Below are 21159 nucleotides of genomic sequence, written 5' to 3' on the forward strand. Positions count from 1 at the left end.
TAAGACCTTAAAGGCTAAATTTTACACCCATAAGCAAATTTCGTGCCATTTAAAAGCAAATTTTATTTAGCTCATCAACGCTTACTAAATTGCCATAATCACTGGCTAAAAACTGCTTTGGAATTTGCATATAATTTTTACCATAAACTAGCGTCAAATACGCATCAAAATCCGCCAAAATCGGCAAAGAAAAGCTAGCGTAATCTCGCCAAATAATCTTACTAAACATCTCTTTTGGCACATAAAAATACTTGCCGTTGTAGCCTAAAATCACGCATTTGCCGTATTCGTGATAGACATTTATATCAAGCACCATTTTTTCATCATCAAAGCTACTAACCACGATTTTAAAAATATCGCCACGCTTTTTTACCAAGTCATCGCTTGAAAATCGCACGACTTTTATATCAAAATCGCTAAAAATTTCGCCTAAATTTTGAGCTAAAAACTCCAAATTTTTATAACTTTTAACCACAATATCAACGTCGCTAACCACGCTAAGTGGGCGTTTTCTTAAAATGCAAAGCATTGATGAGCCATCAATAAAATATGAAATTTTGTGTTTTTTACAAAACTCATCAAATTTTTTAATCGCTAAATCGGTAGTTTTTTGGCGGTTTGGCGTTGAAAACGAGATATCCTTTTCATCTAAAATTTCTATCCTTTCATCGCTTATGCCAAGCGTTAAGAGCTGATTTTTCATCTCATTTGCCCAAACTCCACCCATTAAAACGGCGTCAAACTCCAAATTTAAAGTGTCTTTAACGCTAAAAATTTCTACCCCTTCATAGCTTTTGCCAACCAAATCTAAGTTGTTTTCTAAAAATCCAATAACATTAAAATCAGCTAAAATTTTGCGGTAAATAGCCCGCCCAGCCGCTCCAACGCCAAAGATTAAAACTTGCTTTTTCATTTAAAATCCTTAAAAAATTTACGCTAATTTTAGCAAATTTTAAATACAATAACACCATTTTTTAAATAAAGGAGCAACAAATGGGGGGGGGGGTAGCAGAGGCTATGAGCGAAAAAATCACTCAAACTATCTTAAAAACCATAAAAATTCTAACAAATAACGAGATAACTGACACAAAAACAAGGCTTTTTGGCTCAAATGAGGCGATATTTGATAGTGTCGGACTGGTCGGGTTTTTAATAGAGCTTGAAGAGCAAATTTACGCCGATTTTGGCAAAAATATCACTCTCGCTGACGCAAAAGCGATGAGTAGAGCGACATCGCCGTTTATTAATGTAAGCACACTTGCAAAATACATAAAAAGCTGTCTTGATGAGTAAAAATATCATCATCACTGGCACTTCAAAAGGCATTGGCAATGCCCTAGCCTTGGGCTTTTTAGATGAATTTCGTGTCTTTGGCTGTGCTAGAAGCAAGAGCCAAATCACGCACAAAAACTATACGCATTTTTGCCTTGACGCTACCGATGAAAAGAGCGTGGTAGATATGGTAAAGTCGGTAAATAGGGAGTTTGGCGAAATTTACGCCCTAATAAACAATGTCGGTGCCGCCTCGCTAAATCATCTTTTAACCACGAATTTATCAAGCGTCAAAGAGATTTTAAACACAAATTTCATTTCTACATTTTTATTTACAAGAGAGGTCGCAAAGGCGATGAGCAGGGCTAAAAATGGCAAGATTGTAAATTTTTCAAGCATTGCAACACCGCTAAATTTGCAGGGCGAGGCGATTTATGCCGCCTCAAAATCTGCCATTGAAAATTTCACAAAAACGAGTGCAAAAGAGCTTGCAAATTTTGGCATAAACGTAAATGCAATCGGCATTGCCCCAACCAAAACCGACCTGATAAAAGCCGTCCCAAAAGAGAAAATCAGCGAGCTAATCAACCGCCAAGCGATAAAAAAATTTGCCGATTTTGATGATATAAAAAACGCCGTTGAGTTTTTAATAGATGAAAAAAGCAAGATGATAACCGGGCAAATCATCTATTTAGGGGGCGTTTGGTGAGCAAAATCGCAATTATTTGGCGTGATAAATTTTATAGCTACGATAAGCTAAACACAAAGGTAAATAAGCTAAAATCAACCCTGCCAAAGTCCGAAGTAGTCGTGCTTTTAGGTGGTTTTAGCTTTTTAAATATTGCGATTTTTTTAGCACTTTATGAGAATAAAAATGTAATTGTGCCAATAAATTCGCAAAATTTTGATGAAATAGCACTAAAATCAAACGAAGCAAACGCAGATAAAATCATAAGCGTAAAAGATGATAAGTTTAATATAAAAAGCGTAAAAAGCACCAAGTCAAATCCACTTACCAAAAGCCTGATAAACGCCCAAAAATCGGGGCTTATAATATTTTCAAGTGGGACACTTTCTAAGCCAAAAGCCATACTTCACGACCTTGAAAATTTGCGTGAAAATTTAGCACAAAAACGCCAAAATAACCTAAGAATTTTGCTATTTTTACTATCTGATCACATCGGTGGCATAAACACGCTTTTAAGCGGACTTGCCAGTGCTTCAACGCTCGTTATTACAGATGATTTTGGCACGAAAAATATATGCGATTTGATACAAAAACACAAAATCAACGTCCTGCCGACCACCCCAAGCTTTCTAAACCTGCTTTTGCTTAGCAAGGACTACGAAAAGCAGGATTTTTCAAGCCTTAGGCTCATTACTTACGGCACTGAAAAGATGAGTAAAAGCCTGCTAAATCGGCTAAAAACGGCGTTTAAAAAGGTAAAATTTATCCAAACTTTTGGCACGAGCGAGAGCGGGATTATGAGCATTTCTCAGGGCGAAAACACGCTATTTAGCCTAAATGAAAACGAGTATAAAATCGTAAATGACGAGCTTTATTTAAAGAGCAAAACGGCATTTTTAGGCTACCTAAACACACAAAACGAAAATAGCGATGGCTGGTTTAAAACCGGCGATTTAGCACGAAAAGTAGGTGATAAAATTGAAATTTTAGGGCGAAATAAAGAGCTAATAAACGTGGGTGGCAATAAGCTAATTGCAAGCGAGATTGAAGAGCTAATCTTAGAGCTTACGCAGATTAAAGATGTGGTCGTTTATCCCCTAAAAAACGAGATTTTAGGGCAGGTCGTCGCTTGTGATTTGGTGTGCGATTTAAGCCTAGAAGAGGCAAAAATGCTAATTAGAAATTTCTTAAAAGAGCGAGTTTTAAGCTACAAAATCCCAGTGAAATTTAACATCGTAAAACAGATAAAAATCACAGATAGATTTAAAAAAGATAGAAAATTTAGTTAGATTTTTAAATAAAATTTTAACATAATTTAAAATTCGTGCTTTTTGTCGTGGTTTATAAATATTTTTCTAAATGTAAAGCTGACTTGTTGCTTAGTAAGGCGAAAATTTTATGAAAAATACAAAATTTAAAAACGCTAGAACGTAAAAAAATATAAACTGCAAACACTGACTTGTTGGCAGTTAAAACCTGTGCGAAGCACAGCAACGATAGAGCGTTGTCGTGGGGGAGCAGATGGCAACAAAAATGGTGTTGCGATAGCATTTTGTGGTCTGCGAGTTATGGCAAAGAAAAAAAAGGGGGGGGGTGACCCTACTTCGCGTCGCTCGTAGCTGCAAGCAGAACGCAATTCAAGCCCCCTTCTCCCTTAAAATAGAGTGAGCGACAGCTTAAATAAAATCCAACGTTCTATTTCAAATAAAAATTTTATTTGCAAGTTATGGTAAAAAAGTGGGTAAGAGGGATGGGTAACCCCTGACTTTGTTTGCACTAAAAGTCAAATACAAAAACCACGCTTCTTTTTTAAAGGTTAAAACGTGAATTTTACTGCGATTTTTTATCAAAAAAACAAAATTAAAGGATTAAAATCCATAGGTTAAACCTATGGATTTTGTAGTTATTGTAGCAGTTTTAATACATTTTGTTGCACTGAGTTTGCTTGGCTCATTGCGTAGCTACCTGATTGTGCCAAAATATTTCTTTTTGAGAAGTTTGCACTCTCAGCTGCAAAATCAACATCTCTGATTTGGCTCTCAGCTGATTTAACATTTACTTGTGTTACGGTTATGTTGCTAACGGTTGCAACAAGCTGGTTTTGAACTGAGCCAAGATCTGAGCGGATAAAATCAAGTGTTTTTTGTGCTGATTCGGCGATATTCATAACTGCCATAGCACCTCTTAGGGTCATAACGCCAGCACTTTGGTTTGAAGTCATTGCACCGCTGTTTAAGTATCCGCGAGCAAAGCCCATAGCAGCAGCGACTGTTTTATCTATCTGACCCCTAATATCACGAAGTGAAACAGATTGTTCGCTACCACCATTACTATCTTTTTTACCCGCACTGAATGCTATTGAAAAATTACTACCTTGAACTTTAATATCCCTGCCGTCTAATCTTACTAAATTTAAGCGACCAATAAAAGTATCCGAAAGTGTTGCACCTAACTTTTTCTCTAATTTAGTGCCACCATAACCAAACACATTAGACATAGTGTTATTATTATTTACTTTTTCAGCAGTTACTTTTATTGCTCTGCCGTCACGGCTGGTTAGCACCATTCTACCTTGTGGATCAACAGAAGCTTCTACACCTGTTTGGTCTTTTACTGAGTTTATCGCATTTACAAGAGCACCGTTGCTATCACCTGCTTTTACAGATAAATCGCCAATAATGACACCATTAATTTTTAAATCTTTTAAATCACCAGCACCAATTGCACTTTTAGAAGTCCAAGTAACATCGTAAGTGGCTCTTACGCCAGTTTCATTTGAAACTTTATTAATATTTTCTGCCAAAGCACCTAAACCAGTGCCTATACCAGTTGAAATAGTTGCAGCGGCAACCTTAACATTATTAACACCATCAACATTTATAAAGGTTAAAGATACTTTGCCAGTCGCAGTCAAAAGTTTTGAACTCTCAAACCTTGTAAGCCCGATTTTATCCGAAGTCGTAGCACCGATACTTGCTTTTACTACTTCGTTTGAGTAAGCACCTATTTGAAATTCTTTGTTTGAGAATGTGCCGTTTAAAAGCTGTTGTCCGTTAAATGAAGTGGTATTGCCGATATTATCAAGCTCTTCCATAAGGCGGACTATGTCAGCTTGAAGGGCTTGGCGAGATTTAGATGTCTGTCCATCTTGGGCTGCTTGTGTGGCTTTTACTTTGATTGTATCAAGAATTTTTAATTGCTCGTCCATTGCTTTATCAGCGACTTGGATTATGCCGATTGCGTCGTTGCCGTTTGCGATGGCTTGACCTAAGGCACTTGCCTGTGAGCGTAAGCTGTCAGCAATTGCAAGACCAGAGGCGTCATCGGCTGCTGTTTGGATTCTATAACCTGAGCTAAGTTTACCAAGTGATAAAGACAACTCTCTGTTGTTGCCAACTGCGTTTGCGTGGGTGTTTAGGGCATTTACGTTCGTGTTAATGCGAAAACTCATTGTGTATCCTTTTAAGTTTTATTTCAAGCTTTTTGCTTGTTAAAACCCAAATCGGCAAAAAAAAAAAAAACGTTTAGGGGTTTAGAGAGAATTTGTGAAAAAATTTTAAAAATTAAGAGAAAGTAGCCAAAATGGCTACTTTTTTTATTTATTTTGTGCGTTTTTCTTTTCAAGTCCTAAAACGCCAAGGTGTGTCATAAAGCAGCAGAAAATACAAGCAGCCACAGCAAATAAAAGCAACATAAATCCAGCGTCCCAGCCGTATTTATCAGCTAAAATTCCAAACAACGCCGTGCCAGAGTAGCTACCTAGCACATAGCTTAAAAGCCCACGAAGTCCAGTGGCTGACCCAGCAGCAAAGCTAGGGACTAGCTCAATGGTTTGAAGTGAGCTTAAAAACATTGGCACATAGATTAAACAACCAATAATACCAGCACCAATGGTAACTACAAGCAAGGTTTGTCCTCCCCAGTAAGCAAACATAGCAATGCCAACGCCAACAAGCGTCATCATCGCAAGTGGCATTCTCCTGCCTTTAAAATATGTATCAGTAACATATCCAGCAAGTAGGGTTGAAGGGATAGCTGCCCACTCAAAAATGGCAAAAGCCGCTGCCATATCGCCCTTGCTAAATCCCTTAACTTGAAGCAGGTAAAGTGGCAGCCACGTAAGCACACCAAATCTAATCATATAGGTAAATACGTCAATAAAGCTAACAAACCAAACGTTTTTGTCGGTTAAAACGTAGCCTTTTAAAATCTCCCAGTTGCTTAAATTTACATTTTCTTATTTTGTTTTTATTAGCTCGGTTTCATCATTTACGATTTTATTTAGCGATGGTAAGCCCTCGTTGTAAGTCCTACCAGCCCCAAAGATGAAAAATATCGCAGCCACGATAGCAGCGATAGCAGCTGGGACGACAAAGTGAGCGGCTTGCCAATGCTCTTGCCCTAGCCAAGCGACCGCTCCACCGGCGATAGGCGCGATTAGACCGCCACCGACATTGTGTGAGATATTAAAGGTCGCTGTGATGACGCCACGTGATTTTCGTGGGAACCAGCTAGCTAAAACAACATAAGCTGGGCCTGCTCCCATACCTTGAAAAATTCCATTTAACATACAAAGACCAAAAAAGACCCAAAATGAGAATGTAAAGCCCATCATTAAATTCACAGCCGCGCTCATTAAAAGCCCAAAAATCATAAAGTGCTTTGGGTTTGCCTTGTCCGCTAAGGCACTCATAAAGCCCTTGCTAAGCCCATAAACTACAAGCATTGTGCCTGAAACAAATCCAATGTCCTTTTTTGTAAAGCCAAATTCGCTAATTAACTCTGGCGAGCTTAAAAGAAAGTTGTTTCGTAAGATATAGTAAGCGGCGTAACCGATGAAAATTCCAAATAACGCACGCCATCTTAGGACGTTATAACGTGCCACGACCTCGCTATCAGGCACTGGCACACCCGGTTTTGATTTGAGAAATGAAAACATAAGTTTTCTCCTTTAAAATTTAGATAAAAAATTAGTATTTTAATATAAAAAACTTTTAAAATTATAAAATTTTGAGCCGTTTATATTTAGTTAAATTTAAAATAGTTTTGATAGAATAAACGCTTAAATCAAATCCTAACACCAGAGGCCTAAAATGTCAAAAAAACATAGGTTTGTAATATGCAATCCAGAGCTTTGTATCGGCTGTAAAGCCTGTGAAAAAGCCTGTATTAAGAGTGCGTATGGGCGTGGTAGATTAAATAAAACTAGGTTAAATGTCTTTGCGATTGAGAGTGGCAAAATGCCAAATCAATGCCGTCAATGCGACGATTCACCTTGTGCTACAATCTGTCCAACCTCAGCCCTTAGATTTAGCGAAAATAACTACATAGAATTTCGCGAGAATATCTGCATTGGCTGTAAGCTTTGCACGATAGCCTGTCCTTATGGGGCTATTCATATGCAAGCAGAAAATATCCCTTCAATCAAAGATGATGATAGCGACTACAAAGTCGGCTGTGCTAAGGGTAGAAAGTCAGTCGCCCTAAAATGCGACCTTTGTGCTGGGCGAGAGGGCGTTCAGGCGTGTATTGATGTCTGTCCGAAGGGCGCTTTGTTGCTTGTTGATCCAGTCTCACACAATCACGTTTTTGGTAAGAAATTAAAGGGCGATCAAAGCGGATTTTTAAATCAAATTCTTGGCGTTAAGGAGTAGCGATGAGTGCGATATTTTTGCTATTTTTTCTGCTTAGCTTGGCTAGTTTAGCAATTTATAACAGATCTAAAAATTTAGCCCTTTATGTTGGTTTTGGCGGTGGAGCAGTGGCTAGTTTGCTTGGTGCTATATTTTTTGCAAGCAATCTCTACTCGGTAAATAGCTTTGCTTTGTTTGGGAATTTTCTAACTGCCCCACACTTTGTAGCCTACACGCTTGAAAATTTTTTCTGTCTTATTATCTTAGTTATTAGCTTTTTTACTGGAATTTACTCGCTTGGTTATGTTAAAAATAGCCGTGTGAATTTAGGCGTTTTTGGTGCGGTTTTTAACTCATTTATCCTCTCAATGCTTATGGTAATGACAAGTGCGAATATCTTTGCATTTATCGTATTTTGGGAAGTTATGACGCTAGTTTCTGCGTTTTTTATGTATCTAAACGACCACGAAGAAAAAAACACGCTCACGGCTGTGATGACCTATCTTGGATTTTCGCAAATCGGAGCGTTTTTTATTATTGTTGCGTTTGTGATTATGTCAGCAGCTAGCGGTGGGTCTTATGAATTTAAAGACTTTATCGGCTTGAAATTTAGCCCAGAGATGAATTTTGTGCTTTTAATCCTATTTTTTATCGGTTTTGGTGGCAAGGCTGGCGTGTGGCCGCTTCACGTTTGGCTAGCCCTAGCTCACCCAGCAGCACCTTCAAATGCTTCGGCGATGATGAGCGGGATTATGACAAAGGTAGCGATTTTTGCACTGATAAAATTTAGCATTATGCTTAATATCACGACCACTTTTGCTTATATTGTAATATTCTTTGGAGCGTGTAGTGCTGTGTTTGGAATTTTATACGGAGCGGTTGATAATGATTATAAACGAGCGGTGGCTTACAGCTCGGTTGAAAACATAGGCATTATTAGCGTCGCACTTGGAGTTGGGTATTTTGGCATAGCAAAAGCCAACGGATTTATCGCAATTATCGGCTTTTTAGCGGCGTTTTTTCATATTATTAACCACGCTACATTTAAATCAATGCTATTTTTTGCCGTTGGGGCTGTTTTAAACGCAACTCACACTAGAAATTTAAACCAGCTTGGCGGACTTCATAAAAAAATGCCAATTACTTCATATGCATTTTTAGTCGGTGCTATCGCCATTTGTGCTGTGCCTCCGCTAAATGGCTTTATGAGCGAGTGGGTGCTGTATCAGGGGCTAATCGCAAGTAGCGGCGAGCCAAGTGTTATGGCACGTGCTATGATGGTTTTGGCTATGCTTTCAATTGGCGTGGCTGGGGCTTTGGCTGTGATGATGTTTATTCGTGTTTATTCAGCGATATTTTTGGGTAAAGAACGAGATGAGAAAATTTATAGCCACGCAAAAGAGGCGGATAAAACTATGCTGTTTTCTATCGTAATTTTGGCTAGTTTTTGTGTGATTTTTGGACTTGGATCTATCTTTGTTTTAGGCTTTTTGCTTGAAATTTGTGCCAATATCTTTGGCTTTGGCATAAATTTAAGCTCAATAAAAATCATCAACGCCCCGTCCGTGCTTTTTGTGCTTGGCGTTGTTGGATTAATCGCTTGTATCTTGCTAATTTTATACAAAGCAAATCTATCAAAACCACGAATTACCGAGCCTTGGGCGTGTGGATTTAGGTTTGATACAAATATGCAAATTTCATCAAATCCATTTAGTGGCGACTTGCGAAGGGTGCTTAAATTTTTCTACCGAACAGAAGCAGAGGTTAGCTCTGATGGCTACTTTGGCAAGGTCGTTTATAAAAGCAGGATAAAAGAGATTTGGTGGGCGTGGTTTTATGAGCCAGTTGTGAATTTCTGTGTGAAATTTGCAGATAAAATCGGTATCGTGCAGTGTGGCAAGTCAAATATCTACGCACTTTACACGCTTATTTATATGGCGTTTTGTTTAGTTGGCGTCTATTATTTCTTTTAGGGGGCAGTGATGAGTGATATTATTTTTATGATTTTACAGCTTCTTTGTCTGCTTGCTGTGGCACCACTTTTTGACGGCATAGCTAGAAAGCTACGTGCGAAGTATCAAGCAAGACAAGGTGTGCCGATAATGCAAACTTACAGGGATATTTACAAGCTAATTTCAAGAAGTAGGGTTCATCCAAGCTACTCAAATCCGCTTTATGTCTATGCACCTTATGTTTTAGTAGCGACATCGGCAGCGATGTTTTGCTCACTACCGATAATGTATGATAAATTCGCCCCACTTGGCTTTTCTGATGTCTTTGTGTTTTTATATCTTGGCGTGTTTTTTAAATTTGTCTATGGAGCAGCTGCTATTGATAGTGCAAATCCATTTGCTGGGGTTAGTGCTAGCCGTGAAGCTATGGTAGGAATTTATGCCGAGCCGATTATTATGCTTAGCCTTTGTGTTGTGGTATTTTCACTTGGCACGAGTGCTATGCCAGAGATTAAAAATATGAGCGGTGTATTTTTACCAAGTGTGGTCGTAGCTGGTGTGGCGTTTTTGTGGGCTATGTATATTGAAACTGGCAGAAAGCCTTATGACTTAGCAGAGGCAGAACAAGAGCTTCAAGAAGGGCTTTTAAGCGAGTATAGCGGTAGCGATTTAGCACTTATTCAAACTGCGATGATTATTAAGCAGTTTAGTATGTTTGGCTTTTTTCTTATGCTTTTTGTGCCTAGCTTTGGTAATCCTATCATTGATATTTTAGCCTTTATTATTGAGGCTGGTGCTTTGTATATTTTAGCTGTTTTTATAGACAACTTCTCGCCACGCTATAAAATTTTAGACAGCTTAAAATTAAACGTATTAACGCCGACACTAATCGCGCTTGGTGCGGCTGTGCTTTTTGTTCTTGGAGTTTAGTATGCAGATTTTAATTGTTTTAATCGCCCTGATGATGACCTGTGCTGTTGGCGTGTTTTCGTTTAGAAACTACAAAAAGAGCCTAATTGCATTTTGGGTGCAAACTGGCGCACTTGTTGCGATATTTTTCACGCTTCATTTTGTCTATAAAGCCGAACAGCTTTTCTCGTGGGGAGTATTTGCTTTAATATCAAAATTTATCCTAATCCCAGCCATAATTTTATACGTTATAAACAGCCTAAATTTAGAGAATGAAGATGAGCCAGTTGGCGGATTTTTCGTATCGCCAATAATTGCCTTTACTCTCTCACTTGCCGTTTCTTACGCACTTCTTGGGGTGTTTTATCAGTTTTCACTCATTAAGGAGCCATTTGCCTTACTGGCTGCAAATTTTATATTTATGATGGGAATTTTTGGCTTTATCTTGCGAGTTTCGTTTATAAAGCAAATTTTATCATATTGCCTTTTTGAAAACGGCATTCATCTTTTGCTAGCGCTTAGTGCCTATGACGCTCACGAGGTCGTTGAGCTTGGCATTATGACTGATGCGATTTTTGCGGTGATTATTATGTCAATTTTGGTGTTTAGATTTAATAGAGTTTATGGCTCACTAAATATCACAAAAGCTACGGATTTAAGGGGTTAAAATGGGACTTGTAGAGCTTTTAATAATTCAGCTTGTATTTGCTGTTGTAATGTTTTTCTTACCAAAAAACCTTAAAATTTTAAACGCCACTCACGTTGTGTTTAACGCCATAAATTTAGCCATAATCATCTCATTTGTGCTTCAAGTGGCAAACGGAGCTGTGTTTAGAACCGACAACAACGTGCTTTTGCTTGATAGTCTTGGGGCTGTGTTTTTAAGCCTTGTTGGTATTACTGGCTTTTTAGCAAACACCTACGCAACAAGCTACTTAAAGTGGGAGTATGAGGCTGGCCATATAAATATAGGCAAGATTAAAAACTACTTCGCGCTTAGCTATGTCTTTATCTTTACGATGAGCCTAAGCTGTGTTTGTAACAATATGGCACTGCTTTGGGCTAGTGTTGAGGCTACGACGCTAGCTTCTGTATTCTTAGTCGCCCTTAGCCGCGATAAAAAATCAACCGAGAGCGGTTATAAATATATCGTGCTTTGCTCAATCGGCTTAGCCTTTGCCCTTTATGCAACACTACTTCTTTACTCATCAAGCTACGGCTCATTTAGTATAAGTAGCGACGCTATGTATTTTGATAAGCTAATCGCAAACGCTTCTAATCTAAACCCAGACGCACTAAAACTAGCATTTGTTTTTGCACTCATTGGCTATGGCACAAAGGCTGGTTTAGCCCCTACTCACACGTGGCTGCCAGACGCTCACGCACAAGGTCCAGCACCGACTTCTGCTATGCTTTCTGGAATTTTATTAAAATGTGCAATGCTTGCTTTGATAAAATTTTACGCTATCGTTGGTCAGGGCGTTGGGTTTAAATTTGTTGAGAATGTAATGATTGTAAGTGGCTCAATTACGCTTTTTATTTCGGCGTTTTTTCTTATCCGTCAGCACGATGTCAAGCGTATGTTTGCCTACCACTCAATTGCACATATGGGCGTTATTGCGTTTGCACTTGGCGTTGGTTCGCCTCTTGGTGTGTTTGCAGCGATTTTTCACTGTATGGCTCACAGCTTTACAAAGGCGCTTGCATTTTGTTCAACCGGCAATATCGCTAGAATTTATGGCACAAAAGATATGCATAAAATGGGCGGTATGATATATATCGCGCCTTTAACGGCTGTGCTTTTTGGAATTTCAATCTGCTCGCTCGTTGGTGTGCCCGGATTTGCCATATTTGTGAGTGAATTTTGGACATTTAAAGCAGCCGCAGAAACAAATCAATACCTAGCCATTGCAATATTTTTAATCACGCTAACAATAATTTTCATCGCCGACTTTTCGCACTTTTTTATGTCAAGCTTTGGCAAAGTCGTTGGCAATGTCATTTATAAAGGCGAGATGAAATTAGTTGAAAATTTACCACTTATTGGCTTAGCCACCCTAATCATCGCCTTTGGTGTTTATCAGTTTGAGTGGTTTATGATAATTGTTGATAACGCAACAAAAATAGTAACAGGAGCTTAATATGAGAGGCGATAAATTTGTAGAAATTTTAAGAGAGAAATTAAACGTTTTAGATGTTACAAGGCAGACCTTTAATCAAATCACAATTTTAGTGGATAGAAACGACCTGCCACTTGCTGTTAAGACGCTTTATTATGATATTGGCGGATTTTTATGCACGATGATAGCAAACGATGAGCGGAGCATAAATAAAAATTTCGCCCTTTATTACGTGCTTTCAATTGAAGGCGGTAAGATGAATAAAGATGATGAGATAGATGCCGATGAGAAGTGCTTTATTACCGTTAAAACCCTAATCCCAGCAAATGAGCCGACCTATCCGTCAGTAACGCCATTTGTGCCAGCTTGTGTTTGGTATGAAAGAGAGGCTTATGATATGTTTGGGCTTGTAGCTGAGGGTTTGCCAGATAAACGCCGTTTGGTTTTAAGCGATGACTGGCCTGAGAATTTACACCCACTTAGAAAAGACGCTATGGAGTACACCTACCGCCCAGATGTTTATGACCACAGAGATGAACCAGCCTATGATTTTTTGCGACCAGAGGGCGATAGCGTGATAGATGTCCCACTTGGACCACTTCACATTACTAGCGATGAGGCTGGGCATTTTAGGCTATTTTGCGATGGAGATACGATTGTAGATGCTGATTATAGGCTGTTTTATCAGCACAGAGGTATGGAGAAATTAGCCGAAAATCGTATGAACTACGACCAAATGGGCTTTTTAGCCGAGAGAGTTTGTGGAATTTGTGGTTATGCACACTCAATTGCCTGTATTGAGGCGGCTGAGAATGCAATGGGCGTTGAGGTGCCACTTCGCGCTCAGGCGTTAAGGATAGTTTGTGCTGAAATTGAGAGATTTCACTCAAATATGCTAAATTTAGGACTTGCGTGCGAAGTTACTGGTAATATTTCAGCCTTTATGCATATATTTAAAATTCGCGAGTATTCAATGGAGTTAGCCCAAGTGGTAACTGGCGGACGAAAAACCTATGGCAATATCATAATTGGCGGATTAAGGCGAGATATTACAAGCGATGAGATTAAAAAAGCCCTTGTCTTGCTTGATAAGATTGATACGCAAATTACCGAAGTTTGGGACGCTGTAATGGCGGATAAGCGTCAGGTTGGGCGTTGGAAAAATGTCGGCGTACTTGATAGACAAGTAGCGCGTGATTTTAGCCCAGTTGGCCCAAATATCAGGGGCTCTGGCTTTAAGCGTGATATGAGGTATGATCACCCTTACGGATTTTTTAAACAGATAGAATTTCAAGTCACCGTTGAGCAAGGTGGCGATGTTTTAGCACGTGAAGCGGTAAGATATGGCGAGATAAAATCAGCCGTTAAAACGATTCGCCAGTGCTTAGAGCTAATGCCAAACACTCCGATAAATATCGGCGAGAATTTATACCAAACCCCATTTCGTGCCGAAGCCTACGCTATTGGATACGACGAGGCACCTAGGGGCGATAATTTTCACTGGATTATGCAAGGCTCAACCCAAAAGGTCTATCGTTGGCGTGTCAGGGCTGCTACCTATGCAAACTGGCCAAGCCTTAGGTATCAATTTAGGGGCAACACAATCGCCGACGCCGCTCTTATCGTGTGTAGCCTAGATCCTTGCTACTCTTGCACTGAGCGCGTTATGCTTACTGATATTAAAAGTGGCAAGAGCAAAATTCTAGGCGAAAAAGAGCTAAAAGCCTTCTGCCAAAATCCAAAAGAGGATATCACAAAGGATATAAGATGATGAGAATTTTTGATATTAATAAAAAATATGGCGTTGCAACGCACGAATATCCTTTTAAGCCATATCCAGTTAGCAACAACTTTCGCGGTCGCCCAAAGTATAAATTTTCGCTTTGTATCGGCTGTGCTAGTTGTGGGGTGGCTTGTCCGCCAAATGCGATTAGCGTGAAATTTAACGATGATAAAAGCAAGCTCGTTTGGGAATTTAACGCTGGGCGTTGCATATTTTGTGGGCGTTGTGATGAGGTTTGCCCAACTGGTGCGATTAGACTTAGCGATGAGTTTGAGCTTGCTGTTAGGTTTAATAAAGACGACCTTATCCAGCGTGGCGAGTTAGAGCCAGAGCTTTGCACATCTTGTGGTAAGCCATTTAGCACAAAACGCCTAGTAAAGCACGGCTTTGACAGGCTAAAACTGGCTGGACTTAACGAAGCTAGGCTAGAACAAGCCAAAATTTATATGAAAATTTGCCCAGAGTGCAAGCAACAAAATGCCATTAAAAACATAACAACCGGGCAAGAAATGGAGATAAAATGAGCCTTTATCAAGTCCCAGCAGAGATTGCAAACGCAAATGATTTAGAAGCAAAATTAGCTCATTTAGGGCGGATTAAACGCAGTTTTAGCGTATTTAGGATTGATTGTGGTAGCTGTAACGGCTGTGAGATTGAAATTTTTGCCGCTATCACGCCTATGTGGGACCCGGAGCGTTTTGGCTTTAAGCTAGTCGCTTCGCCACGCCACGCCGATATTTTAGTCGTTTCAGGGCCAATTACAAGGCAGATGTATTATCCACTTTTAAGGGCTTACGAGGCAGCCCCAGACCCAAAAATCGTAGTCGGACTTGGTGCTTGTGGTGCTAGTGGCGGTATTTTTCACGATAGCTACGCTGTGCACGGCGGTGCTGATAAGGTCGTGCCAGTTGATGTTTTTGTGCCGGGCTGTCCGCCTCATCCAGCAAGTATCATTTACGGACTTGCTGTTGGCGTTGGAATTTTAGATCAAAAAATCAGCAAAGTTAGCTTTGAAAACGATGATGGCGAAATTTTTGAACTACCAAACTCGCTAGTTGGCAATATCTTATTTGAGCGAGACGCCCTAGCAAAGGCAAAGTGGCTGATGAGCTATATTTTTGGCAGACGACTTTATGATATTTACATTCAGGCGTTAAAAAATTGCGATGACGCAAAAAATCCAAGCCAAGCAAAACAGGCAGTAATGGCAGCTATAAAGAGCGAAGAAGACCCTAGATTTGGCGAGTGTTTGGGAATTTTACACAACGAAATTTACCCAAAATATGTAAAAACCACTGCCGATGACCTAATAGACGTTACAAGTCCAAACGCAAAAGAGCTACTTTGGAAGCTAAAATGGTAGAAATTTACGCACTAACCAAACGCCACATTGACGCAAAAGATGAAAGCGAGCTAAACCAAAAGCTAACGCCGGAGTTAGAGCACGTTAAGATGTTTTCAACCTTTGTCGGACACGGCATCGGCAAGATTGATTTTAGCGAGAAAATCGCCGAAATTTCAGATGATGAGTTTGAGCGAATTTTAGAAAATTCCGGCGAATATACGAGATTTAAAATCGGCAATTTAAGCCGTTATTTTGAGATTGAAATTTACCCAGAGCACGCACAAAGGCTTTTAAGCGATATTTGCGACTGCAAGCTTAAAGAGCTTTTATGCGAGTTAAAGGGCGGATTTTTGGTGCTTAGAAAGGACTTTGTAGGCGTATGAAAAAGGCGCTGCTTTGCGTTGGCAACGAGCTTCGTGGCGATGATGGCGTGGCGATTAGTCTTGGGCGTGAGATTGAGCAGTTATGCCCTGATTGGCAGGTTTTTTACGGCTTTGACACGCCAGAGAGCGAAATTTACGCCATTAGAGATTATGAGCCTGATTTTTTGCTAATCGCTGACGCTGCTGTTGGCGGATTTGGTGCTGAGTTTATGCAAAACGAGGCTGGGGTGGCGTTTAACACACACACCCTGCCACTTCACATTTTAAAGCGATATTTAGATGAGTTTTGCCCTAAAATTCTCTTTTTAGCCCTGTTTATAAAAGCAGAAAATTTTAGCACCATTAGCACGACTTTAAGCAGCGATGCTAAAAATACGCTAAAAATCGCCCTAGAAAAATTTAACGAACTAAACGAAATTTTAAACCAGCAAAATTAATCATATTTTAAAACCTTGATGACAGCTAAAATTCTCTACTTTTAAAAGCACAATGCTAAACCTAAAAATAGCAAGACTGCCTATTCTTTAATAACGCTATGCAGTTAAGAAAAACAATGCCAAAAGGCAACAAAACAATATTTTAAAGATTAATATTTCGTAAGCTTGAAAATAAAGCGAAAATTTACAATCAAACCCACCACGTGCGAAGCATTCGCTATATTCAAACGGCAAGAACTTGCAAAAATTTTTACTTTTAATCTTATATTTTGGCAATGATTTGACACAAAAACGCTTAGAGTGATTTTAACAGCTACTTTTTTCAATTATCATTTTTGCGTTAGCACGGGGCATTAGCGAGTTTTTGCTGGTTTTAGGCTGCTTGTGCTAGTGGGCTTAGATTTTTGCACCTTAAATCGTTGATTTTGCGGTTTTATGACACGCTAAAATACCTGCCACTTCACATTTTAAAGCGATATTTAGATGAGTTTTGCCCTAAAATTCTCTTTTTAGCCCTGTTTATAAAAGCAGTAAATTTTAGCACCATTAGCACGACTTTAAGCAGCGATGCCAAAAATACGCTAAAAATTGCCCTAGAAAAATTTAACGAACTAAACGAAATTTTAAACCAGCAAATCTGATTTTGGCTAGTTTTTGTGTTGTAAAATCGTGGATTTTAGTGGTTTGCCCCAAAAAGTGATAAATAAAAATAAGATTAAAGAGTAAAAACGGCGAGTTGCCTCGCCATAAATTATTTTGCAGCCGCTTCAACTTCAATGTTAATCTTAACCTCGTCGCCAAGCATTACATCGCTTGCAAAGCCGTTTGCGAAGTTAAAGTCGCTTCTTTTGATTTTGCCTTCAAGGTTAAAGCCGATTCTCTCCCTGCCGTCAGTGCCTTTTGTCGCTCCGCCAAACTCATAATCAAGCTTAACTGGCTTTGTTACGCCGTTTAAGGTTAGCTCACCAGTGATTTTTGCTTCGTTTTTATCATCTTTATCGGCTTTAAATTCGGTCATTTTAAAGCTCATATCGCTAAATTTTGTAACATCAAAAAAATCAGCCGAGCGTAAGTGGTCATCTCTTTTTTGATTGTCAGTATCAACAGAAGCCGTTTTTATCGTAGCTTCAAGGCTGTTTAAAACGCCGTTGCTAGCGTCAATTTTGGCACTAAAATCGTTAAATTTACCATTTACGTTGCTAATGCCCATATGTTTTATCTTAAAATTCACGCTTGAATGGGCGTTGTCTAGCTCAAAAGGTGCCGCTTGTGCTACGCCTAAAATGGCAAGTGCTGCCAAACCTGAAACAATTAGTTTTTTCATACTTTATCCTTTGTAAAAATTTTTCGCAATTATAATTTTTTTTTGATAATGCTTTTTAAATTTATGGTAAAGCTAGGTAATTTTTAGGTATCGTTTTAAGATTATCATCGCTGAAATGCTATCAAATTTGCCGTCCCTGCCATCATTTGCCAAATCACTAGCCTCAAAGCTACTAAATGCCTCGTTTTGATAAACAATATCGCCACTAAAATTTACAAGCGAGATAAAATGCTCTATCCTTCGCCTCATCTCATCCTCGCTAGCACCGCCTTTTGGGACACCGACGACTAAAATTTTAGCGTCGTATTCGTTTAAAATTTTAGCCAAATCGCTTGCGGCTTGGTTGCGATTTTTGCGTAAAATGGGGCTAAGTGGCACGGCGATACCCTTAAATCCAAAGGCAACGCCAATGCGTTTTAAGCCAACATCAACACAGACTATCTTCTCACTCACTTTTGCTATCTTTTTTTAGGCTATTTAGTAGCTCTTTTGCCGCTTTGTAGGCTCTATCGCCCATTTTTTTGGCCTCATCTTTTAAATTTAGAGTGCCAAATTTCTGCTCTGCCCTTTTTTCAAGCTCTTCAAGCTCTTTTTTGATATTTTCAAGCTTTTCATTTACATTTATGTCTGTTTTTATCACCTCAAAGGCTGATTTTAGCTTTTCAAGGCGTTCATTTGTGCCGTTGATTAGCTCGGCGATATTTGGGTTTTGGCGTAGCTCTTCAAGGCGTTCAGATAGCCCAGCACTTGCTTGTTCGCTTATTCGTTTTAGCCTTGCTAGGGTGCTATCAATGCTGGTTTCAAGCAATCTTTTTATCTCGTCTTTTGCTGGTGCTTCAAGCGTATTTTCAAGCTCTTTAAGCATAAAAATAAACTCTTGTTCAATGTTTTTTAGCTCTTTTAAATTTTTATTTACCAGCTCATCAGGAGCAAATTTCGCCTCGTCTTTTAGCCTGATTGTAGCACTCTCCAAGCCATCTTTTGTGCCGATTACAGCCGCGCTAATTAGCTCTTTTGCATAAATATGTCCCTCGTTTGCCACCTCGGCTGCTGATGTGATGATTGTTTTTGAAATTTCAACCGCTCTTTTGCTAGAAAACTCGCCCTCATTAATGGCTGAAAAGGTCATATTTTTTGCGATTTGTGCGATTGTTTCAGCGATATTTATGCCGTTTTCAATGGTCGTTAAAAAGGCGTTTTGCGAGCTTTCTTTTAAAATCCAAAGCATTCTTGTTTCTTTGATAATTGCGTTATTTAGCAGATTTAGCACCTCATCTTTGCACGAAATTTCACTATTAATTACCAAATTTTCAGCCGTTTCAAATGAAATTTTAAGCGCGCCCCTAATCTCGTCCTGCTTTGCTTTTATCTTTCTTGTTAGCTCATCTTGCTTGTCAATTAACTCGTATAATTCACGCTCTGCACTGCCAACTAAGCACTGATTTATCCCCTCCATTGCCGATTTTAAATTTTTTGTGCTAACCAAATCGTATTCTTGAAATTTTTGCAATAAATGTGCCATTTTTGGGGCTAAATCGCTGGTTTTTGCGTCCTTAAAAAACTCAATTGTGAGTGCCTTTATACTGATTAAAACGCCGTTGCTCTCTTTGTGATTTGCTAAATTTTTATCTAATTTATCCATTTTTAACCCCTATAAAACGTATTTTGATACGTGCTTTAAGGCTGAGAAAATCTCTAATCTCTCACGCTCATCAAGCACAAAAACGCTAATTTCATAGCTTTGATATTTTTTGTCTTTGCTAAATTTTGAAAAAGAAATTTTATGCTCTCTGTCGCCTAAAATCTCTTTTACCACATCTTTTACATCTATGTTTATATCAAAAATGACCTTGTATTGCCAAAATAACGGATACTGAATTTTTGGCTTTTGGGTATCAAAGTCTAGTATATTTACCACTTTTGCCTCCGCTTTTTTCATCTAATTTAATATTTGTAATCACCATTGTTTTATCAATCGCCTTTATCATATCATAAATCGTTAAAAGTCCCACGCTAACGGCAGTTAGTGCCTCCATTTCAACGCCAGTTTTGCCATCAATTTTAACGCTAACACTAAGCGTGAAGCTAAAATTTTGGCTATCTTCTGCGATATCACAATCCACACCGCTAATTAAAAGCGGATGACACATAGGTATTAACTCGCTTGTTTTTTTTGCTGCCATAATCGCTGCTATTACGGCAGTTTGAAGCACTGGACCTTTTTTGCCGGTGTTTTGTTTAATAGCTAAAAAGGCATCAGGGCTCATTTTTATCATCCCACTAGCTCTTGCTATTCTAGTTGTAATGTCTTTATTTGAAACATCAACCATTTTTGGTCTATCATTTTCATCAATGTGTGTAAGCATTTGTGTCCTTTTTTGCCAAATTATAACAAAAATTTTGCTATCTTGGAATTTATTAACTTAAAGTTGTTTTTAGGTTAATAACAAAAGTGTATCATTACGCTGTCCAACAAGAAAAACCTCCTTTTTGTAGTGGCTCTCTTTCCCCCAAAGAGAGCCTTTTTTTATTTACGGCAAATTTTTAATCCAAGAAACTTTAAAAAATCAAAAAATGTAAATTAATGTTTAGAAATTTTATGCATAAAAAATGGTGGCCACGAGAGGACTTGAACCTCCGACCACTACCATGTCAAGGTAGTGCTCTACCAGCTGAGCTACGCGACCACCTAAGAAGTTTGGCATTTTACTAAATTTTTCTTTTTTGTTAGCTTAAAATTCACATTTTTTATGATTTTTAGTAAATAAATCCTAAATTTCGCCGATATGCCCCTATCAAAAAGGATTTAGAATGTCAAAAATTTCAATTTTAAACATAACTACCAACACGGCTTTTGAGGATATCGGCAAGATTAAAAGTGGCATTAATATTGACAACCTGCCAGTTAATCAGCCAAACTTCTCATACCAAAAAGAGCGACTTCTTAAAGCCGCTCACGACGCCTTATCTACCAACCTAACCCAATACACAAAAGCTACCAACCCAAATGTAGTTCCGGGCGTGATAAACCTGCCTGAGTGGGCAAATAGTGGTAGCGAGCACCTAAGCCACGAAGAGCGTGCCAAGATGTCTTTGCAGTTTGAAAACACGGCTTTTGGCTTTATAGCTGGCTACTTTAAGGGCGGAGTTTCAGGCGGTGCTCCAAACGCCATAAGTCTAACCGAAGAAGCCTACTCAAACACGCTACAAACCCCTTATGGCGATGTTAAGGTATTTTTTGATTTATACGCAGATAATGATAAATTAGGCATTGGCGAGTTAGAAAATAACAAAAAATTGTTTAACTTTGATA

The 21159-nt window shown here is 38.9% G+C and carries 21 protein-coding genes, 1 tRNA gene and 2 pseudogenes; 15 read left to right on the plus strand and 9 right to left on the minus strand.

The window, feature by feature from the left end:
* Positions 1–49: 49 nt before the first annotated feature.
* Positions 50–913: a hypothetical protein gene (locus NYG85_RS06395; RefSeq protein WP_284937665.1), complete on the minus strand. Its 864-nt coding sequence runs from the start codon at positions 911–913 to the stop codon at positions 50–52.
* Positions 914–993: 80 nt separating this feature from the next.
* Here NYG85_RS06395 and NYG85_RS06400 point away from each other — a divergent pair, with 80 nt between their 5' ends.
* From NYG85_RS06400 to NYG85_RS06410, 3 genes are read left to right on the plus strand one after another with little or no spacing between them, the layout of a single operon-like run.
* On the plus strand, positions 994–1293 hold the full coding sequence (locus tag NYG85_RS06400; protein WP_284937666.1) for a hypothetical protein: 300 nt from the start codon (positions 994–996) through the stop codon (positions 1291–1293).
* A complete protein-coding gene (locus NYG85_RS06405; protein ID WP_284937667.1) occupies positions 1286–1981 on the plus strand; it encodes an SDR family NAD(P)-dependent oxidoreductase in 696 nt (231 codons plus the stop codon). The genes NYG85_RS06400 and NYG85_RS06405 overlap by 8 nt, the downstream gene beginning before the upstream one ends.
* Positions 1978–3249 carry an ANL family adenylate-forming protein gene (locus NYG85_RS06410; protein ID WP_284937668.1) on the plus strand — a complete coding sequence of 424 codons (1272 nt, stop codon included), beginning with the start codon at positions 1978–1980 and terminating at the stop codon, positions 3247–3249. The genes NYG85_RS06405 and NYG85_RS06410 overlap by 4 nt, the downstream gene beginning before the upstream one ends.
* Before the next feature lie 614 nt (positions 3250–3863).
* Here the strand turns inward: NYG85_RS06410 and NYG85_RS06415 are convergent.
* Both NYG85_RS06415 and NYG85_RS06420 read right to left on the minus strand, forming a co-directional pair.
* Complete coding sequence (locus NYG85_RS06415; RefSeq protein ID WP_284937669.1) at positions 3864–5411, minus strand: flagellin B; 1548 nt, start codon at positions 5409–5411, stop codon at positions 3864–3866.
* Between the two features lie 144 nt (positions 5412–5555).
* A pseudogene (locus NYG85_RS06420) lies at positions 5556–6899 on the minus strand (MFS transporter).
* A 154-nt stretch (positions 6900–7053) separates the two neighbouring features.
* On the opposite strand from NYG85_RS06420, the gene NYG85_RS06425 reads away from it, so the two are divergent.
* The 11 genes from NYG85_RS06425 to NYG85_RS06475 all read left to right on the plus strand — a co-directional run bounded on the left by NYG85_RS06425 (position 7054) and on the right by NYG85_RS06475 (position 17163).
* On the plus strand, positions 7054–7614 hold the full coding sequence (locus NYG85_RS06425) for a 4Fe-4S dicluster domain-containing protein (RefSeq protein WP_284937670.1): 561 nt from the start codon (positions 7054–7056) through the stop codon (positions 7612–7614).
* 2 nt (positions 7615–7616) lie between these two features.
* Positions 7617–9566 (plus strand): proton-conducting transporter transmembrane domain-containing protein, encoded by a 1950-nt coding sequence (locus NYG85_RS06430; RefSeq protein WP_284937671.1) that lies wholly within the window; start codon positions 7617–7619, stop codon positions 9564–9566.
* A 9-nt stretch (positions 9567–9575) separates the two neighbouring features.
* Complete coding sequence (locus NYG85_RS06435) at positions 9576–10475, plus strand: respiratory chain complex I subunit 1 family protein (RefSeq protein WP_284937672.1); 900 nt, start codon at positions 9576–9578, stop codon at positions 10473–10475.
* Between the two features lies 1 nt (position 10476).
* Positions 10477–11121, plus strand: a complete 645-nt coding sequence (hyfE, locus tag NYG85_RS06440) for a hydrogenase 4 membrane subunit (RefSeq protein WP_284937673.1) — start codon at positions 10477–10479, stop codon at positions 11119–11121.
* Between the two features lies 1 nt (position 11122).
* Positions 11123–12595, plus strand: coding sequence for a proton-conducting transporter transmembrane domain-containing protein (locus NYG85_RS06445; protein ID WP_284937674.1), 1473 nt, complete (start codon positions 11123–11125; stop codon positions 12593–12595).
* A gap of 1 nt (position 12596) precedes the next feature.
* Entirely contained in the window at positions 12597–14345 is a 1749-nt protein-coding gene (locus NYG85_RS06450) for a hydrogenase large subunit (RefSeq protein WP_284937675.1), read from the plus strand.
* Positions 14342–14881, plus strand: a complete 540-nt coding sequence (locus NYG85_RS06455) for a formate hydrogenlyase complex iron-sulfur subunit (RefSeq protein ID WP_284937676.1) — start codon at positions 14342–14344, stop codon at positions 14879–14881. Before NYG85_RS06450 ends, NYG85_RS06455 begins: the two co-directional genes overlap by 4 nt.
* The gene (locus tag NYG85_RS06460) at positions 14878–15720 is read left to right on the plus strand and encodes an NADH-quinone oxidoreductase subunit B family protein (RefSeq protein ID WP_284937677.1); all 843 of its coding nucleotides are present in this window, start codon (positions 14878–14880) and stop codon (positions 15718–15720) included. Before NYG85_RS06455 ends, NYG85_RS06460 begins: the two co-directional genes overlap by 4 nt.
* On the plus strand, positions 15714–16085 hold the full coding sequence (locus NYG85_RS06465) for a formate hydrogenlyase maturation HycH family protein (RefSeq protein ID WP_284937678.1): 372 nt from the start codon (positions 15714–15716) through the stop codon (positions 16083–16085). The genes NYG85_RS06460 and NYG85_RS06465 overlap by 7 nt, the downstream gene beginning before the upstream one ends.
* Positions 16082–16522, plus strand: a complete 441-nt coding sequence (locus NYG85_RS06470; protein WP_284937679.1) for a hydrogenase maturation protease — start codon at positions 16082–16084, stop codon at positions 16520–16522. Before NYG85_RS06465 ends, NYG85_RS06470 begins: the two co-directional genes overlap by 4 nt.
* Before the next feature lie 425 nt (positions 16523–16947).
* Complete coding sequence (locus NYG85_RS06475; RefSeq protein WP_284937680.1) at positions 16948–17163, plus strand: hypothetical protein; 216 nt, start codon at positions 16948–16950, stop codon at positions 17161–17163.
* Between the two features lie 110 nt (positions 17164–17273).
* Here the strand turns inward: NYG85_RS06475 and NYG85_RS06480 are convergent, their stop codons facing one another.
* The 6 genes from NYG85_RS06480 to NYG85_RS06505 all read right to left on the minus strand — a co-directional run bounded on the left by NYG85_RS06480 (position 17274) and on the right by NYG85_RS06505 (position 20533).
* On the minus strand, positions 17274–17846 hold the full coding sequence (locus tag NYG85_RS06480; RefSeq protein ID WP_284937681.1) for a YceI family protein: 573 nt from the start codon (positions 17844–17846) through the stop codon (positions 17274–17276).
* Between the two features lie 72 nt (positions 17847–17918).
* Positions 17919–18299: a Holliday junction resolvase RuvX gene (ruvX, locus tag NYG85_RS06485; protein WP_284937682.1), complete on the minus strand. Its 381-nt coding sequence runs from the start codon at positions 18297–18299 to the stop codon at positions 17919–17921.
* Positions 18292–19488 (minus strand): hypothetical protein, encoded by a 1197-nt coding sequence (locus NYG85_RS06490; protein WP_284937683.1) that lies wholly within the window; start codon positions 19486–19488, stop codon positions 18292–18294. Before NYG85_RS06490 ends, ruvX begins: the two co-directional genes overlap by 8 nt.
* A 9-nt stretch (positions 19489–19497) precedes the next feature.
* Positions 19498–19764, minus strand: a complete 267-nt coding sequence (locus NYG85_RS06495; RefSeq protein WP_284937684.1) for an HP0495 family protein — start codon at positions 19762–19764, stop codon at positions 19498–19500.
* Positions 19742–20212 (minus strand): cyclic pyranopterin monophosphate synthase MoaC, encoded by a 471-nt coding sequence (gene moaC, locus NYG85_RS06500; protein ID WP_284937685.1) that lies wholly within the window; start codon positions 20210–20212, stop codon positions 19742–19744. The genes NYG85_RS06495 and moaC overlap by 23 nt, the downstream gene beginning before the upstream one ends.
* Before the next feature lie 245 nt (positions 20213–20457).
* Positions 20458–20533, minus strand: a tRNA-Val gene (locus NYG85_RS06505).
* Positions 20534–20657: 124 nt separating this feature from the next.
* On the opposite strand from NYG85_RS06505, the pseudogene NYG85_RS06510 reads away from it, so the two are divergent.
* Positions 20658–21159: pseudogene (locus NYG85_RS06510) on the plus strand (hypothetical protein); the annotation flags it as partial.

It is taken from the genome of Campylobacter gastrosuis, from assembly GCF_030249845.1.
Classification (GTDB): Bacteria; Campylobacterota; Campylobacteria; order Campylobacterales; family Campylobacteraceae; genus Campylobacter_A; species Campylobacter_A gastrosuis.